The 15,426-nt window shown below is 40.9% G+C and carries 15 protein-coding genes; 10 read left to right on the forward strand and 5 right to left on the reverse strand.

The window, feature by feature from the left end; all coding sequences use genetic code 11:
- Positions 1-11 precede the first annotated feature (11 nt).
- Positions 12-1,394: a Na+/H+ antiporter NhaC family protein gene (locus AN395_RS01590; RefSeq protein ID WP_054981848.1), complete on the reverse strand. Its 1,383-nt coding sequence runs from the start codon at positions 1,392-1,394 to the stop codon at positions 12-14.
- Between the two features lie 286 nt (positions 1,395-1,680).
- Here AN395_RS01590 and AN395_RS01595 point away from each other — a divergent pair, with 286 nt between their 5' ends.
- Positions 1,681-2,181 (forward strand): GNAT family N-acetyltransferase, encoded by a 501-nt coding sequence (locus AN395_RS01595; RefSeq protein WP_054981849.1) that lies wholly within the window; start codon positions 1,681-1,683, stop codon positions 2,179-2,181.
- On the opposite strand, the gene AN395_RS01600 is transcribed toward AN395_RS01595, so the two are convergent.
- The 3 genes from AN395_RS01600 to AN395_RS01610 are packed head-to-tail and all read right to left on the reverse strand — an operon-like array spanning position 2,178 to position 5,604.
- Positions 2,178-2,786 (reverse strand): membrane integrity-associated transporter subunit PqiC, encoded by a 609-nt coding sequence (locus AN395_RS01600; protein ID WP_024031907.1) that lies wholly within the window; start codon positions 2,784-2,786, stop codon positions 2,178-2,180. The genes AN395_RS01595 and AN395_RS01600 overlap by 4 nt on opposite strands.
- Positions 2,786-4,441 (reverse strand): intermembrane transport protein PqiB, encoded by a 1,656-nt coding sequence (gene pqiB / locus AN395_RS01605; RefSeq protein WP_029771939.1) that lies wholly within the window; start codon positions 4,439-4,441, stop codon positions 2,786-2,788. Before pqiB ends, AN395_RS01600 begins: the two co-directional genes overlap by 1 nt.
- Entirely contained in the window at positions 4,438-5,604 is a 1,167-nt protein-coding gene (locus AN395_RS01610) for a paraquat-inducible protein A (RefSeq protein WP_235576545.1), read from the reverse strand. Before AN395_RS01610 ends, pqiB begins: the two co-directional genes overlap by 4 nt.
- A 217-nt stretch (positions 5,605-5,821) precedes the next feature.
- Between AN395_RS01610 and AN395_RS01615 the strand changes: the two genes are divergently transcribed.
- Positions 5,822-6,496, forward strand: a complete 675-nt coding sequence (locus AN395_RS01615) for an ABC transporter substrate-binding protein (protein WP_200910430.1) — start codon at positions 5,822-5,824, stop codon at positions 6,494-6,496.
- Between the two features lie 24 nt (positions 6,497-6,520).
- Here the strand turns inward: AN395_RS01615 and AN395_RS01620 are convergent, their stop codons facing one another.
- Positions 6,521-7,342, reverse strand: a complete 822-nt coding sequence (locus AN395_RS01620; protein WP_054981851.1) for a thioesterase family protein — start codon at positions 7,340-7,342, stop codon at positions 6,521-6,523.
- 241 nt (positions 7,343-7,583) lie between these two features.
- Here AN395_RS01620 and dnaK point away from each other — a divergent pair, with 241 nt between their 5' ends.
- The 8 genes from dnaK to AN395_RS01660 all read left to right on the forward strand — a co-directional run bounded on the left by dnaK (position 7,584) and on the right by AN395_RS01660 (position 15,307).
- Positions 7,584-9,503 (forward strand): molecular chaperone DnaK, encoded by a 1,920-nt coding sequence (gene dnaK, locus AN395_RS01625; protein WP_024031902.1) that lies wholly within the window; start codon positions 7,584-7,586, stop codon positions 9,501-9,503.
- 201 nt (positions 9,504-9,704) lie between these two features.
- Entirely contained in the window at positions 9,705-10,847 is a 1,143-nt protein-coding gene (dnaJ, locus tag AN395_RS01630; protein ID WP_024031901.1) for a molecular chaperone DnaJ, read from the forward strand.
- 301 nt (positions 10,848-11,148) lie between these two features.
- On the forward strand, positions 11,149-11,610 hold the full coding sequence (gene ybaK / locus AN395_RS01635; protein WP_054982109.1) for a Cys-tRNA(Pro) deacylase: 462 nt from the start codon (positions 11,149-11,151) through the stop codon (positions 11,608-11,610).
- A 120-nt stretch (positions 11,611-11,730) separates the two neighbouring features.
- Positions 11,731-12,135 (forward strand): DUF1761 domain-containing protein, encoded by a 405-nt coding sequence (locus AN395_RS01640; protein WP_054981852.1) that lies wholly within the window; start codon positions 11,731-11,733, stop codon positions 12,133-12,135.
- 57 nt (positions 12,136-12,192) lie between these two features.
- The gene (locus AN395_RS01645) at positions 12,193-12,561 is read left to right on the forward strand and encodes a response regulator (RefSeq protein ID WP_024031358.1); all 369 of its coding nucleotides are present in this window, start codon (positions 12,193-12,195) and stop codon (positions 12,559-12,561) included.
- Between the two features lie 148 nt (positions 12,562-12,709).
- Positions 12,710-12,961, forward strand: a complete 252-nt coding sequence (locus AN395_RS01650) for a hypothetical protein (protein WP_054981853.1) — start codon at positions 12,710-12,712, stop codon at positions 12,959-12,961.
- Between the two features lie 183 nt (positions 12,962-13,144).
- A complete protein-coding gene (locus AN395_RS01655; protein ID WP_004588716.1) occupies positions 13,145-13,411 on the forward strand; it encodes a CBU_0592 family membrane protein in 267 nt (88 codons plus the stop codon).
- Positions 13,412-13,582: 171 nt separating this feature from the next.
- On the forward strand, positions 13,583-15,307 hold the full coding sequence (locus AN395_RS01660; RefSeq protein WP_054981854.1) for an ATP-binding protein: 1,725 nt from the start codon (positions 13,583-13,585) through the stop codon (positions 15,305-15,307).
- Positions 15,308-15,426 lie beyond the last annotated feature (119 nt).

Genomic DNA, 15,426 nt, shown 5'->3' on the forward strand with positions numbered 1-15,426 from the left:
ATTAACTTAATTTATGCCATAACAATAAAGCCGACAACGGCAAGTGCCGCGGCAATTAATGTATAAGGCAGTTGTGTTACTGCATGGCTCATTAAATTACAGCCAGAGCCTTGTGCTGCAAGTACGGTAGAGTCTGAGTAAAAACAGGCTTGGCTACCAAATGATGAGGCCGATAACAACGCGCCAATAACCATCGGAATATTAGCATCAACGGCAGTTGCCAGTGGCATAACTATTGGGATCGACACAGCAAAAATACCCCAACTAGAGCCTGTAGCAAACGCTAACACTGCCATAGCAATAAATACCACCGCCGGTAAGTATTGGGCAGTCATGTACGGGCTCAAACTACCGATCACAAACTGCGCTAAGCCAATTAAGTCGCACACATCTTTAAATATAAATGCCGCTATTACAGTGCCAATAGCCGGTATCATGCTTTTAAAGCCATCAAGCATGCGCTCTATCATTTCGCTAAAGCTCATTAATTTTTGTAGTGCATAAAAAGGAAGCGTTACCGCCATAGTTGCCAATAAGCCTTTATATACATCTATTTCAAAGTAAACTGTAAAGGCTACTAGTAAAATTATAGGCAGTAAAAAGTTGTGCAATTTTCCTTTAGGGTCGGCATCTTCAAAGCTTTCTTCTACTGCTTTTACAGCGTATTCGTCGGCTGTTTGAATATCACTAAATTGCGCAGGGTCTACAGTGGCTTGCTCAACTTGTGCTAACCTTTCGGCTTTTTTCATAGGCCCAATAGCAGGTATTACACCCAGTACCACTAACAAAACCACCAATACTGCAAACCAGGCGTAAAACATATAAGGAATGGCTTGAATATATACCGCAATGCCTTTGCCTTCCTCGGCAATGCCGTTATCGACTAACAAGCCGCCAAAAAATACAGCCCAAGTCGATAAAGGGACAAGTACGCAAATAGGTGCCGCTGTTGAATCTACAACGTAGGCAAGCATTTCTCGGCTAACTTTAAATTTATCGGTAATGCGTTTCATCGTTTCACCAACGGTAAGCGCATTTAAATAGTCATCAATAAAAATAACCACACCTAAACAAAAGGTCATAAATAAAGAAGAGCGTTTACCTTTAGTGTATTTTAGCGCTAATTTGCCAAACGCCGACGCACCGCCAGTGCGCACTAATAAAGCGATTAAAGCGCCAAAGCCTCCGCACACGAGTATTAACCAACCTATGGTTTCGTCGGTCATTACTTTAAGTGATGTGCTGGCAAAGTTAGCATGCACCTGAGCTGGGTCGGCTATTACTAAGCCAACTAAAGCGCCAATAAGTAAAGATAAAATAGGGCGGCGTAAAACAACAGCCAATACCACAACCACCGCTGGTGGCAGTAAACTTAATGCAGAAGGTTCAAGCATTTAAAGATTCACAAAATTAAAAGCATATTTAAATAATAAATTGCTTAACAAAAACAAAGCAGGTAATAGTTATTACGTGCCAAGTCACTGCTTTTGCCGCGTAGGGTGCTTTGCTGTTATGTTAAATTAATAGCGAAAGGGAAACGCGTTGGCTTTGGCGCCAGACGGTGCAAGAGAAGCATGCCGCTATTGTTGTGCCTGTAAAAACATCGGCGCAAAAATAATCCGGTTTTGTATTTCAGTCAATAAAAATTTACGTACAAAATAACTTTTTATAGGAGATAATGTGGAGGCCGTATTTAAAACCCAACGTTTATTATTGCGCTATGCAAATGAGCACGATGCAGCCATGTTACTTACTTTGGTGAATCAGCCAAATTTTATAAAATATATTGGCGATAAAGCCATTTATACGCACAGCGATGCCAAGCGCTACATTGAGCAATCGTTTAGGGCAGCCCATAAACACCAAGGGTTTGGCCCTTATATTATTACTTTACACAATGGTGAAGTAGTAGGAGTTGTGGGTTTTTATAAACGCGACGTACTGCAACTGCCAGATTTAGGTTTTGCCTTGTTAACCCGTTATGAGAAAAACGGTTATATCTTTGAAGCGGCCAAAGCGCTATTACAAAATAGGCACACACTTGGGATAAAGCAGGTCAGTGCTATCTGCGCAGCCAATAACACCGCATCTCAGTGTGTATTATTAAAGTTAGGTTTTAATAGGGTAGGCAAGGCGGTTATTAATAATGATAAAACCGCCGTAATTATATATGGTTACTAAAGTCGCGCTTGCTCTATGGCTTTTGCTACGCTTAGGTTTATGTTTTGCCAAGTTTGCTCAAGAGTAGCCACTAAGCCATCGTAACCGTCATCTTCTATTGGAACTACATGCGAAAAATTATGCACACTAATTAGGCGGCGGCCGGTTTCTGGGTGGGTGTAATATAAGCGCCACAGGCCAGAAATATCAGCGTTGCCTTGCATATCACCATTAAAGTGGTGCACTTCATATTCAAGCTCGTAAAACGTTTGCTGATCAAGCTCGGTAATTACCGGTAAGCCCTTAATAACCATCCAATTAGGCATTGCATTAAAAAGGGTTTGTTGCGCTGTAGCGGTGAGCATCACATCGGGCGATTCACCCCATAGGTTGTAATTTGCCGCATGAATTTGGTTGCTATCAATTTTCATTGCTATGCCCAAATTATTTAATGCGCCTCTAAGGGCCACGGTTTGCACTCTTAATTGGGCATCAGTTTCTTTTACATGGCGTGATGATGAAGCAATGGGTTGTTCAAACTGATAATACTGCGTTGCGGTTTGAATTGACGCACTGCACCCTGCAAGGGTAATTAACACGGTTATGGCTAAAAATAAGTGTTTCATTATTGCTTCCTTGGTTGTGGATCAGCAGGGAGTGCTTTATCAAAAATAAACATATTAGGTTGTTCGTTTAAACCCCGTGTAAGCGGCTGAATTTCTTCACTTAAGCGTTTAAATTCAAGCAAGGTTTGCTGTAATTGATGATGAAACTCAGAGCCGGCCTGATAACTTGCCATGGTTTTATCAAATTGACGCATGGTCACTTCAAACTGCTCCATACTTTTGGTCATTTTATCAAAGTTACGGTTAAAGTCGCCGGGTAAGTTTTGGGTATCTTTTTGGCTTAATAACGCACGCATTTCGTTAGCAAGCGCTTGGTAGTCGCTAAATGTAGCCTGCATTTGCGCTAGGCTGTCTTCAATTTTTAAATCGTTTACCTTGTTAAGCACATCCGAGACCTGATCGGCAAGCACCGTAATACCGCTAGAAATACTCGGAAATACATCATACTGGGCAAGCTTTGCTAAATGCGCTTTTGGTGCGTCGGGGTATATATCAAAATCTACATACACTGCGCCAGTTAAAAGGTTGCCAGGTTTTAAAGAAGCGCGCATACCATTTTTTATCCAGCCGGTTAGGCTACTTTGCCAAAACTCTTTGGCCGCTGCGCTATCGTGATATAAACGGCCATACTCTATTTTAATCAGTACCGGCACCGCCGTATTATGGTTTTTAAAATGTGCAGGTTTGCCATTAACAATAACGTTAGCGGGGGCTTCTACCACGGTACCAATTCGGGTGCCGCGATATTCCACAGGCGCGCCGGGTCTTAGGCCACGTATAGATTGTTCAAAATCAATAATGTAGTAATCAAAGTCATAAAAGCGCTCTTCTAGTGCTTCTTTGTAGCTTTGGCTTAGCGAAAAGTTGTGGCCGTCTTGGGCTAAGTCGCCTGGGGCTTGTTGCTCTGGTAAGCCAACCGAAATACCGCCTTTGAGGAGTTTACTTAATGAGCCGGTACTTATATTAATACCATCGGCCGACAAATCTATTTCAATGCCGGCATTAACCCAAAATATAGAGTTTAATGTTATGAGGTTTTGATACGGCTCGTTAATAAAAATACCGTACTTCATTGCTTGGTTTTTCCAGTCAAAAGTAGCGGTTTCTATTTGGCCTATTTTGTAGTTTTTAAAAAATATCCCAGTGCTGACCTCTAGCACTTCAGCGTTGTAGCTGAGTAACTGAAAACGCCCACCTTTTACATCTTTACCAATAAGGGCTGGCTCGTCTTGTAATACAAAACGCTCTTTTAGTTTTTTACTCTCCCCCGGTGAAAACTCTAAATAAACACCCGACAAAAGCGTACTCATACCACTAATGCCCGTTTCGTCTATACGGGGTTTAACAACCCAAATTTTAGCATCGTCGGTGAGGAGCTCATTATAGTTTTTGTCTATTTGTGCGCGGGCAATAACGCTATCTTGCGAGTCAGAAAGGCGTATAGCATCAATTTGACCAATTTTAACACTGCGCACTTTTATTTCTGTTTTACCTGCAATAATGCCCTCTGCGTGGGGCATTTTTATATAAATAGTAGGGCCTACATTTGCTTGGTATTGATACAACATCCATATACCAACTAATAAGGCTATCAGTGGAATAATCCAAATAGCAGAAATTTTTGGTTTTGTTGTTACATTAGCCGTTTCGGTCATGCTTTATTCTCTGAATGTTTGTTTTTTGGTGTATCCCACAACAAGCGCGGATCAAACGCATGTGCAGCCATCATTTGGCATATTACCATAACAGTAAAAAATACAATGCCTAGCCCTGGGGTAATTGACATTAAGTTGCCTAGTTGCACTAAGGCAACGAGTATAGCAACAACAAATACATCGATCATTGACCATTTGCCAATAAATTCAGTAAGTTGATAAATTTTAGTATAACCTTTTGTGTGCTTGTTAGCAGGTTTTGCCACCATAATGCATAAAAAGCTAAGCACAAAGGCTTTGGCCAGTGGCACCACTACGCTGGCCAAAAATATAATGGCAGCAATGGGGTAGGAACCACTTTTCCAAAGTGTCAGTACGCCGCCAATTAAGGTTGACGGTGACACATCACCCAGGCTGGTGGTGTGCATTATTGGTAATAGGTTTGCAGGTATGTAACACAGCACAGAGGTCACTAACCATGCCGTTGCTTTTTGAACACTGTTGGGGTTTCTTACATGGGTTTTAGTGTGACAACGCGGGCAAATACTACTTTTACACAGCTGATGGCATACGTGGCAAGCTTTAATGTTTTGATCAATAGCGCGTTTGGCATGTGCTGCGTCTTCGAGTGTTGTTGCTGGTTTAATATGTGCCCATAAGCGCGGCTTATTTAAATGGGCAAGCGCCGCAATATACATAATAACAAAGCCAATATATGCCCAAAAGCTGGTGCCAAAACTAATATCGGCAAGCGACATAATTTTAACCATGCTTACTAACACCCCAATTAAAAATATTTCAGACATGATCCACGGCTCAAGGGCCAAGGTAAACTTGAGCAATCGCCTAGCGATGGCCTCTGGCAAGGATTGCAAAAGCCCAAGATGCATAGGAATAAGAATGACCAGTAAGCTCATTGGCAGCGCAATAATGCTTAAATCAATAAATAAGCCAAGTAACTCACTGTCGTAATTAAATAAAATTCGGGCAGCATCGGGCAGGGTGATGGTTTGCGTTATGCCGCTGCTACTAAAAGAAATAAACGGGTAAAACATGCTGCTTAATAGCATTAGCAATGAGCCAATACTTAGAGCAACCACTTTACTGTCGTTGTTTACATCACCTTCGCACAACTTATGGTGACAATGCGGGCACACGGCCATTTGCTTATCGGCTATTGCGGGTATATCAATTATTAGGTCGCAGCACGGGCAAATTGTTTGCAAGTTATAACCATCAAAGAAGAATGTTTACGCAATTTTGCTATATTTAAGTTATTAATACAACGCGATTCATCATTAAGCGCAATAACAATACGTTAAGGATAGATGTGAGGCTGTTATTACTTTGCTTTATTAGCTGTTTTTTATAAGCCCGCCAGTGTCTGCCGCTTGGCAAAAACAGCCAATTGTGATTGCTGCCAGTGCGACTATTCCTCCCTATGTAATAGAAAAAACAGATACGGGTATACAACTTAATATAATTAAAGCGGCACTTATTGAGCAAGGCTTAGATAATATTGTGGTTATTTACATGTCTAACAAGCGCGCCGAGCAGCAACTGCATAGCGGTAATGTGGATATACTGCTTAATTACGCAGGAAAGCGCGGCGCAGGTATTTACCCTAGTCAGCCTGTATTGAGTTACAAAAATGTGGCGGTATCACTTAAAAAGCGCAACTTTACTATTGAGACGATAAATGAACTAAACAATAAAAGTGTATTAGGATTTCAAAATGCAACAGCTTATTTACCACCCCCATTTGCAAAAGGGGTTGCTCAGTTTGCAAGTTATGAAGAAGTAGTCAATCAGCGTGCGCAAGTCGATAGGCTAATGAAAGACTGGGTGGATGTAATTATTCTCGATGAGCGCATATTTCATTACTATAACAATGACTATGCGCACTCATTACCTGTTAATATTCACCCAATTTTTCCAAAAGCCCCACGCCCTGCTTATTTTAACAACGCAGTGCTGCAAAAAACATTTGATAAAGGCCTGCTAACTATAAAAGCAAAGGGAAAATATCAACAAATAATGAGTGGTTACCACTAAGCTCATTAGTAAGCTAAGCGGTACTTAATCAAACAAAGCAACGGTTTGACGTGTCAAAGCAATTAGCTCCCCCGATTGCGACCAAATACAGCCATCTTCTAAGCCATATCCCCCTTTAGCATGATGTGTAATTGCTTCAAAGCCTAACCATTCACCGGGTGTAAGCGTTGGTTCTTGCACAAATTCTAAATACCACGACATGCTACTTGCAGGAGCCGGCTGTTTAAACATTTGTAATAATGTAGGAGGCCATGCATCGGTAAGGGCTATTATATGTGCTTCGGTAATTGCCTCTGGGGTATGTTTAAAGCGCATCCAGCCGCCTAAATGCGAGGTCTCTGCAGCGCTAAAAGGCATAGCGCCTTGCTGCGGACATAAATCAACATGCTGAAAAAACTCAGGCATTTGCCCTTCAATAAACGGCAATGTATGACGTGCATCCACAGGCTTTAATCCCATCTCTTTACTAACCGGTACATTAACACCCGATTGCCTATCAATAGCAAAGCACGCTTGGACAATAACGCACACTTGTTCACTCTGAATCACTTTAGCTAATACCTGAGTACTGCTTTTACCTTGGCGTAAAATTTCAACTGACAATGAAAAAGGCGTGTCGGCAAGCAGCGGCCCAACAAAATTAGTGCTTAAAGACAGTAATCGTCTACTTGGGTCAATGTGTTTTCTGATTGCTTGATAAAGTAGTGCAGCAGAAAGGCCACCAAAAGCGGTTCTACCTTGGCACCAATTAGCAGGAAACTCCATTGTATTGCTGTTATTGGCAAGCGAACCCGAAGAAGAGCTTGAAATAGCAGAGGCTTGTTTTAATAAGTCATCAAAATGCATCGTTAATATCCTTGAAATTATCATTATCAGACATATATAGCACATAACAACTGGTCAGACTAGTTGTGTTGAATAGGTGTATTTGGCGTAAAAAACATCAAACCCTACTTTTATTAAGGTTTTTTGTTAAATAAATTACAAAAAATGAATTTTTTTTCATTTTTACAGTTGAATTAACTTTGTGGCATCCCTATTTACTAGTCATCGAACGTATTAACGAATTTGAAGTTGGAGAAGATTCATGGGTAAAATTATTGGAATCGATTTAGGTACTACAAACTCTTGTGTTGCAGTACTTGATGGTGATAAAGCACGTGTTATTGAAAATGCGGAAGGCGATCGCACAACCCCGTCTATTATTGCTTACACGCAAGACGGTGAGACTCTAGTAGGTCAACCTGCTAAGCGTCAAGCGGTTACTAACCCAACTAACACGTTATTTGCAATTAAGCGTTTAATTGGTCGTCGTTTTGAAGACGAAGAAGTACAACGCGATATCGGTATTATGCCGTTCAAAATCATCAAAGCTGATAACGGCGATGCATGGGTTGAAGCGGGCGGTGAAAAACGCGCTGCACCACAAATTTCTGCAGAAGTACTTAAAAAAATGAAGAAAACGGCAGAAGACTTCTTAGGTGAAGAAGTAACTGAAGCTGTAATCACAGTACCTGCATACTTTAACGATTCACAACGTCAAGCAACAAAAGATGCTGGCCGTATTGCGGGTCTTGAAGTTAAACGTATCATCAATGAGCCAACAGCTGCTGCCCTTGCTTACGGCATGGACAAAAACAAAGGTGAAAACGTTGTTGCAGTATACGACTTAGGTGGTGGTACTTTCGATTTATCAATCATTGAAATTGATGAAGTTGAAGGCGAGCACACATTTGAAGTACTTGCTACAAACGGTGACACTCACTTAGGTGGTGAAGATTTCGATAACCGCGTAATTAACTACTTAGTAGCTGAGTTCAAGAAAGACCAAGGTATCGATTTACAAAACGATCCGCTTGCTATGCAACGTGTTAAAGAAGCGGCTGAAAAAGCGAAAATCGAACTATCATCTGCACAATCTACAGAAGTTAACCTTCCGTACGTAACTGCCGATGCATCAGGTCCTAAGCACATGAACGTTAAACTAACGCGTGCTAAACTTGAGTCATTAGTTGAAGACTTAGTAACTAAGTCAATTGAGCCACTTAAACGTGCTCTAGCGGATGCTGATTTATCTGTAAATGATATTAACGATATCATTTTAGTAGGTGGTCAAACACGTATGCCACTAGTACAAAAAACAGTTGCTGAGTTCTTTGGTAAAGAGCCACGTAAAGATGTTAACCCTGATGAAGCTGTAGCAGTAGGCGCGGCAATTCAAGGTGGTGTATTAGCAGGTGACGTTAAAGACGTACTATTACTAGACGTGTCTCCATTATCGCTAGGTATTGAGACAATGGGCTCAGTAATGACCGCGCTAATTGAGAAAAATACAACGATTCCTACTAAGAAATCGCAAACGTTCTCTACAGCAGAAGATAACCAATCTGCCGTTACGATTCACGTACTACAAGGTGAGCGTAAGCGTGCTAGCGACAACAAATCTCTAGGTCAATTTAACCTAGAAGGTATTCGTCCAGCACAACGTGGTACTCCACAAATCGAAGTAACTTTCGATGTAGATGCGGATGGTATCTTACATGTATCAGCGAAAGATAAAGATACAGGTAAAGAGCAAAAAATCACGATTCAAGCGTCTTCAGGCTTAAGCGATGAAGAAGTAGAAAAAATGGTTCGTGATGCAGAAGCTAACGCTGAAGAAGATAAAAAGTTTGAAGAGCTAGTAGCAACTCGTAACCAAGCTGATGCAATGGTACACGGTACTCGCAAGCAAATTGAAGAAGCTGGCGATGCGCTACCAAGCGAAGACAAAGATGCAATTGAAGCAGCTGTTGTTGACCTTGAAGCTGCTATTAAGAGCGATGACAAAGCAGAAATTGAAGCTAAAACGCAAGCACTTGCTGAAAAGTCTCAAAAGCTAATGGAAATCGCTCAAGCTAAAGCGCAACAAGGTGGCGCAGATGCAGGCGAGCAACCACAACAGTCTGCCAAGCAAGACGACGATGTAGTTGATGCTGAGTTTGAAGAAGTAAAAGACGACAAGTAATTGTCAGCTAAGCTTCTAACTAGCCTAAACAACATGATTTGCTCAAGTTTTTAGGGTAGGATGAACTTTTGAGGCGCGCAGGCTACAGCTTGTCGCGCCTTTTGTATGTATTTAAGGTTTAAAATTTTCATGATAAATCGATGTGATTTATCGGTTTATCCCGCAGCCTAGCTGCAAATAGAAAAGAGTAGTGTGATAGATATGTCAAAACGCGATTATTACGAAGTTCTCGGCGTAAGCAAAGATGCAAGCGAGAGAGACATAAAAAAAGCGTATAAACGCTTAGCGATGAAATATCACCCAGATCGTACCGCCGGTGATAAAGATCTCGAAACTAAATTTAAAGAAGTAAAAGAAGCTTACGAGATTTTAACCGACGATCAAAAACGTCAAATGTATGACCAATACGGCCATGCTGCCTTTGAACAAGGCGGTGGCGGCGGTCACGGTGGCTTTGGCGGTGGTGGTCAAGGCGATTTTGGTGATATTTTTGGTGATGTGTTCGGTGACATTTTTGGTGGCGGTGGTGGCCGTCGTCAATCGCGTCAACAACGTGGATCAGATTTACGTTACAACATGGACCTAAGCTTAGAAGAAGCGGTCCGTGGTAAAGAAGTAGAAATAAAAGTACCTACATGGGTTAGCTGTAAGCCGTGTGATGGCAGTGGTGCAAAAGCGGGCTCTAAGCCTAAAACATGTACTACGTGTCATGGTGCTGGCCAAGTACAAATGCGCCAAGGTTTCTTTGCTGTTCAACAAACGTGTCCAACGTGTCAGGGACAAGGTCAGATTATTTCAGACCCATGTGATAAGTGTCACGGACAAGGGCGTGTTGAGAAAACGAAAACGTTGTCAGTTAAAATTCCAGCAGGCGTAGATACAGGCGATCGTATTCGTTTAACCGGTGAAGGCGAAGCGGGTATGCACGGAGCGCCAGCTGGCGACTTATACGTGCAAGTATCTGTACGCGAACACCCAATTTTTGTACGCGATGCGAATAACTTGTACTGCGAAGTGCCAATTAGCTTTACTACCGCAGGTTTAGGTGGCGAAATTGAAGTGCCTACGCTTGATGGCCGTGCAAAACTTAAAATACCGTCTGAAACACAAACGGGCAAAATGTTCCGTATGCGTGGCAAAGGTGTTAAATCGGTTCGTAGTGGTGCTCAAGGTGACTTAATTTGTAAAGTAGTGATTGAAACGCCAGTTAACTTAAACGAGCGTCAACGCGAGTTACTTAAAGAGTTAGACGAGAGCATGGGCAAAGATAGCTCAAAAAACCGTCCTAAAGAGCAAGGCTTTTTTGACGGCGTTAAAAAGTTTTTTGACGATTTAACTAAGTAATTAGTTATCGTAAAAACTAAAAAAACGGTGCTTGATGCACCGTTTTTTTTGGCTCAAATTCATGTGATTTAACCATTTTACTGGGCACGACTTAGCAATATTGTAAAGTGCGTATACTCAATCGATTAATTCACAGAGCTATTTTGTTGCCTTAGGCAATTGCCCCCACACTGCTTTACCCTTTGTACCTATACCCTCGTCAATAAAAGGCTTTTTACGTATTTGCTATTAAGTTACTCTTCAAAATGATTAACCCTTATTGTAGATTAATAAAGCGCTTAAAATAATGTGGCTAAATTGTATGACCCCTGCAATAGAATTACTGAAAAAACAAAATGTGCCTCACGATGTACTTAGTTATCAACACGATGCTAATACAACACGTTATGGTCAAGAAGCCGTTGAAAAGTTAAACCTTAACAGTGAGCAGGTATTTAAAACCCTCGTGCTTGAAACCAGTGAAGGGCAGTTAATTGTTGCCGTTACACCGGTATCCCAGCAAGTAAATTTAAAGCAATTAGCCAAACTCAGTCACGCTAAAAAGGTCGCAATGGCAAGCGCGCCAAAGGTACAAGCCGCCACGGGATACATTTTAGGAGGGGTTAGCCCACTTGGGCAAAAAAAGCGCCTAACCACTTTTATTCATTCAAGCGCTATGGCCTTTAAAACAGTGTATGTAAGTGCAGGTAAGCGAGGGCTTGAGGTAGCGCTTTCGCCAACCGATTTAAAGGCACAAACGCGTGCCACCTATGGCGATTTTTAAAAGCCTCCACAAAAACCAACACGCCCTATACCATATATTTTAAAGGCGATAATTTGCTGCTTAGGGTATTTTTAACTACAGTCAAAATACCCTTGTACACTATGCATTATGGCAGTATGTATGAATTTTGCTGATGTTAATTTTTTTGCCGTGCTTGTGGCGGCGCTTTCCTCTTTTATGCTTGGCGGTATTTGGTATTCAAACGCTTTTTTTAAAAATGCCTGGTTAGAGTGTACAGGCCTTACGGAGCTTGATTTACAAACAGCAAAACCGGCGTTAATTTTCGGCGGCAGTATGGTACTTGCACTTTTGTCGGCGGTGGTGCTTTCATTATTTTTAGGTAAAGAGGCCGGAATGGGAGAGGGCGCCTTTACAGGTTTTGCCATCGGTTTGTTTTGGGTAGGTAGCTCGCTGGGGCTCAGTTACATTTATGAGCAGCGGCCAATCAAGTTATTTATAATTAATGCAGGGTATTACACATTACAATTTACATTAATGGGTTTTATTATAGGTGTATGGCCCTAAGTACGCTAGATAAGGCGCCACCTTTAAGCTAAGCGCTAAAATACAATAAAGATAATTATGAAAATATTAGTCGTTGATGATATGCCACTTATGCGCCACGTATTAATTAACATGCTAAGGCAGCTTGATTACAAAAATGTTGTGGAGGCAACTGACGGCCAACAGGCGTTAAAAATACTGCGTCAGCAAAAGTTTGATTTAGTAATAACCGACCTACATATGCCTAAAGTAGACGGTGTAAACTTGCTTGATAATATACGCCACGACCAAGCTTTAGTCGATTTACCTGTTATTATGGTCACGTGCGAAGATAACGCTGATACAGTAAAACAAGTTATTAAAGCAAAAGTGTCGGGGTTTATTATTAAACCATTTAATATGAATGTGTTATCAGCGCAATTAAACCGTTTGTTTTTTAGAGATTAGCGAAACGCTTTTATGGTGTTTTATATCGTACCTATTATTTAATCCCCTGCGTTTTCTCCACCGCTTATTAGGCTAGATTCTGTAACGTTTTTATTTATTAACTGCTAAAATGCCTGCTTTGTATCAATGTAGGTATGTTAAGGAGTGTATGGCTAAGCCAAATAAAAAAGGGCCGACTAAAACTGTCGATATTTTTTGCTCTGCTTGCAAAGCGGCGCTGTTTAAATATAGAAAAGGTGGCAAAGGCGCTTTAGTAAAGTGTTTTATAGAGCGAATAACCCAAGATTACACAACTACACCGTGTATTTGCCCCCAATGCGAGCGCCCATTTGCGCGCTCAGCAATCATACGCGGTACGCCAGCTTATAAAATAATTGGCGGTAAAGTTACCTTTAAATAACCCAATACGTTTAAAAATGTAATAACTACAAAAACTTAGATTTGCTTAGTAAGGCGGACAATTGACCTTGTACCAATAAACAAGCCTGATATACTCGCCCGGTTTTGCTGTTTCAATGATTGAAAAACACCCTCCCCAAGGATAGGGCCAGTTAGTTGGGTTTTTTAAGCAAAGGATAAACGTGTGATAGCACTGTTATTTGATATTGTAGGTATGGCGGGTACTTTCTTAGTTGTTGGTGCATTCTTTTTATTACAACTTAATAAAGCATCCCCAACGGGGTTATTGTACAACATAATGAATTTAACAGGGGCAATTTTGCTGTTAATCAGTTTGTGTTACAACTTTAACCTTGCAAGCTTTGTAATTGAGATTTTCTGGATTGCAGCTTCACTGATCGGCTTATACAAGTACGCTAAAAATAAGCCTCAATTAGCCACTAACTCTTAATTTTAGTACCGCTAATGATGTTTACTGTTGCGAGTCAGTACAGACTTGCAGCAGTTTATAAATAAATTAAGATTTATTGTATTTGTTAACACAAAGTTTCTGTTGTTAGCGCCCATAACCCGTTAAACTAGCGCCCTTAAATTTTATAGCTATTTTGTTGTGAGCTAGGGCATGTTCTCCTTTTCTAAAAAACTTCTTTTATCTTTTGTTGTACTGATAGTGCTATTGTCGGTCGTGTTTTGCTATGGCCGAACTCATTATTATAATCAGGCCGAGCAAAAAGCAGCCCAGCAAGCAACTCAGTTAAAGCATTATATTGATGCTGAGCTTGCGCGTTTTTCAAAAATTCCTCAGCTTCTTACCTATAACAATGAGGTTATTGATTTTTTAGGTGCGGCGCAAAATAACGAAAAAAAGATTAATAACTACTTAGCTGATATACAACAAGCCAGTGGTGCCTCAGATATTTATATTCTTGATGAACAAGGCGCTGTGATTGCAAGCAGTAACTGGCAGGCCGATCATAACTTTTTAGGCAGCGATCTGTCGTTTAGACCGTATTTTAAGCGCGCATTTGCAGGGGAGAAAGTAGCGTATTTTGCCGTAGGTATGCGTACAAAAGAGCGTGGCATCTATTTTTCACAAGCCATTTATAACAATAATCAAGCGGTAGGGGTTGTTGTTTTAAAAGTTAATGTGAACAAATTTGAAAGTGACCGTGAGCTTTTAAATACCGCCAAGGGCAGCCACTTTTATGTGCAGCTAGAAGATAGCGTGATTGCTATTTCAGATATGGAAAATTGGCGCCTGAATACGTTTTCAACACTCGATATTACTCATCGGCGAGACATCGCTCAGCGTCGAGCGTATTTAGATTATCAACCTAAGCTGATTGCCCATTCAAATTATACATCACAAAGGTTACTGTTTAGCACAATTGATGAGCATAATTATTTATCGGTAGAGCAAAAATTACGTTTTTTGAACGCATCGGTTACCGTATTAGTAAATGTATCTAATGCTAATATTGCCCAATTACCGGCGTTATTTGGCTTTGTGGTAATTTATGCGCTTATTATTGCCCTAGGGTATGTTGTTTTAAGGCGCTTTGTTGGCGTTAAAAAGCTGGTTTATTCCCATCACAGTGTCAGTCAGGAAATTAGTGCACGTACTAATGCTTTTAAAGCACAGCAAGATGCGCTTGTACAATCAACTAAGCTTGTAACAATTGGCCAGCTTAGCATGGGCTTTAACCACGAAATTAACCACCCGCTTAATACCATTAATACTTACTTAGCCAGTGCTAAGCGCTTGCTAGCTAAAGGAAAGTTTGAAGCCCTAAACGAAAATTTACAGTTTGTTGAATCCTTAGTAGCAAGAGTGCATAAGATAGTTGCACAGCTAAATTATTTTTCTGATTCTGCAAAAACGATTATTAGCGAAGTGCCATTAAGTGAATCAGTAGCCAAGGCACTTGAGATTAATAAAAACCAGCTAAAGCAGGACAATATAAGTGTTTTACCGCCTAAAATTGACAGCCAATTAAACGTGTTAGCAGATAAAGCGGCCCTTGAAGAAGTGTTAGTTAACTTAATATCGAATGCCAGCCAAGCAATGCAAGGGTGTATTACTCGCGAGTTGAGTATCAGTGCCAATTATCTAAATAATAGTGTGCAACTGTGTATTGAAGATACCGGTCCGGGTATAGAAGTGCACGATATAGACACTATTTTTGAGCCTTTTTACAGTACTAAATCGGTTGATGGGCTAGGGCTTGGTTTGTGTATTTCTAAGCAAATTATTAGCGCGCTTAATGGCTCGCTAAGCGCACAGAACCGCGAGCAAGGCGGCGCTAAATTTATTATTACGCTGCCTTGTGAGCCGCTAACGAGCTAAATAAAAGTAATTTAAGGGCTAAATTATTGAGCGAGTAGTGGTTAATTGTGGCTATTTGTTCCTACAAAAGCGGTAATTTTTAGATAGTTAGTGTTATTGCTCGAAAATCAGAACGGCGT

Origin of the sequence: Pseudoalteromonas sp. P1-30, from assembly GCF_001400005.1 — a bacterium.
Classification (GTDB): domain Bacteria; phylum Pseudomonadota; class Gammaproteobacteria; order Enterobacterales; family Alteromonadaceae; genus Pseudoalteromonas; species Pseudoalteromonas atlantica.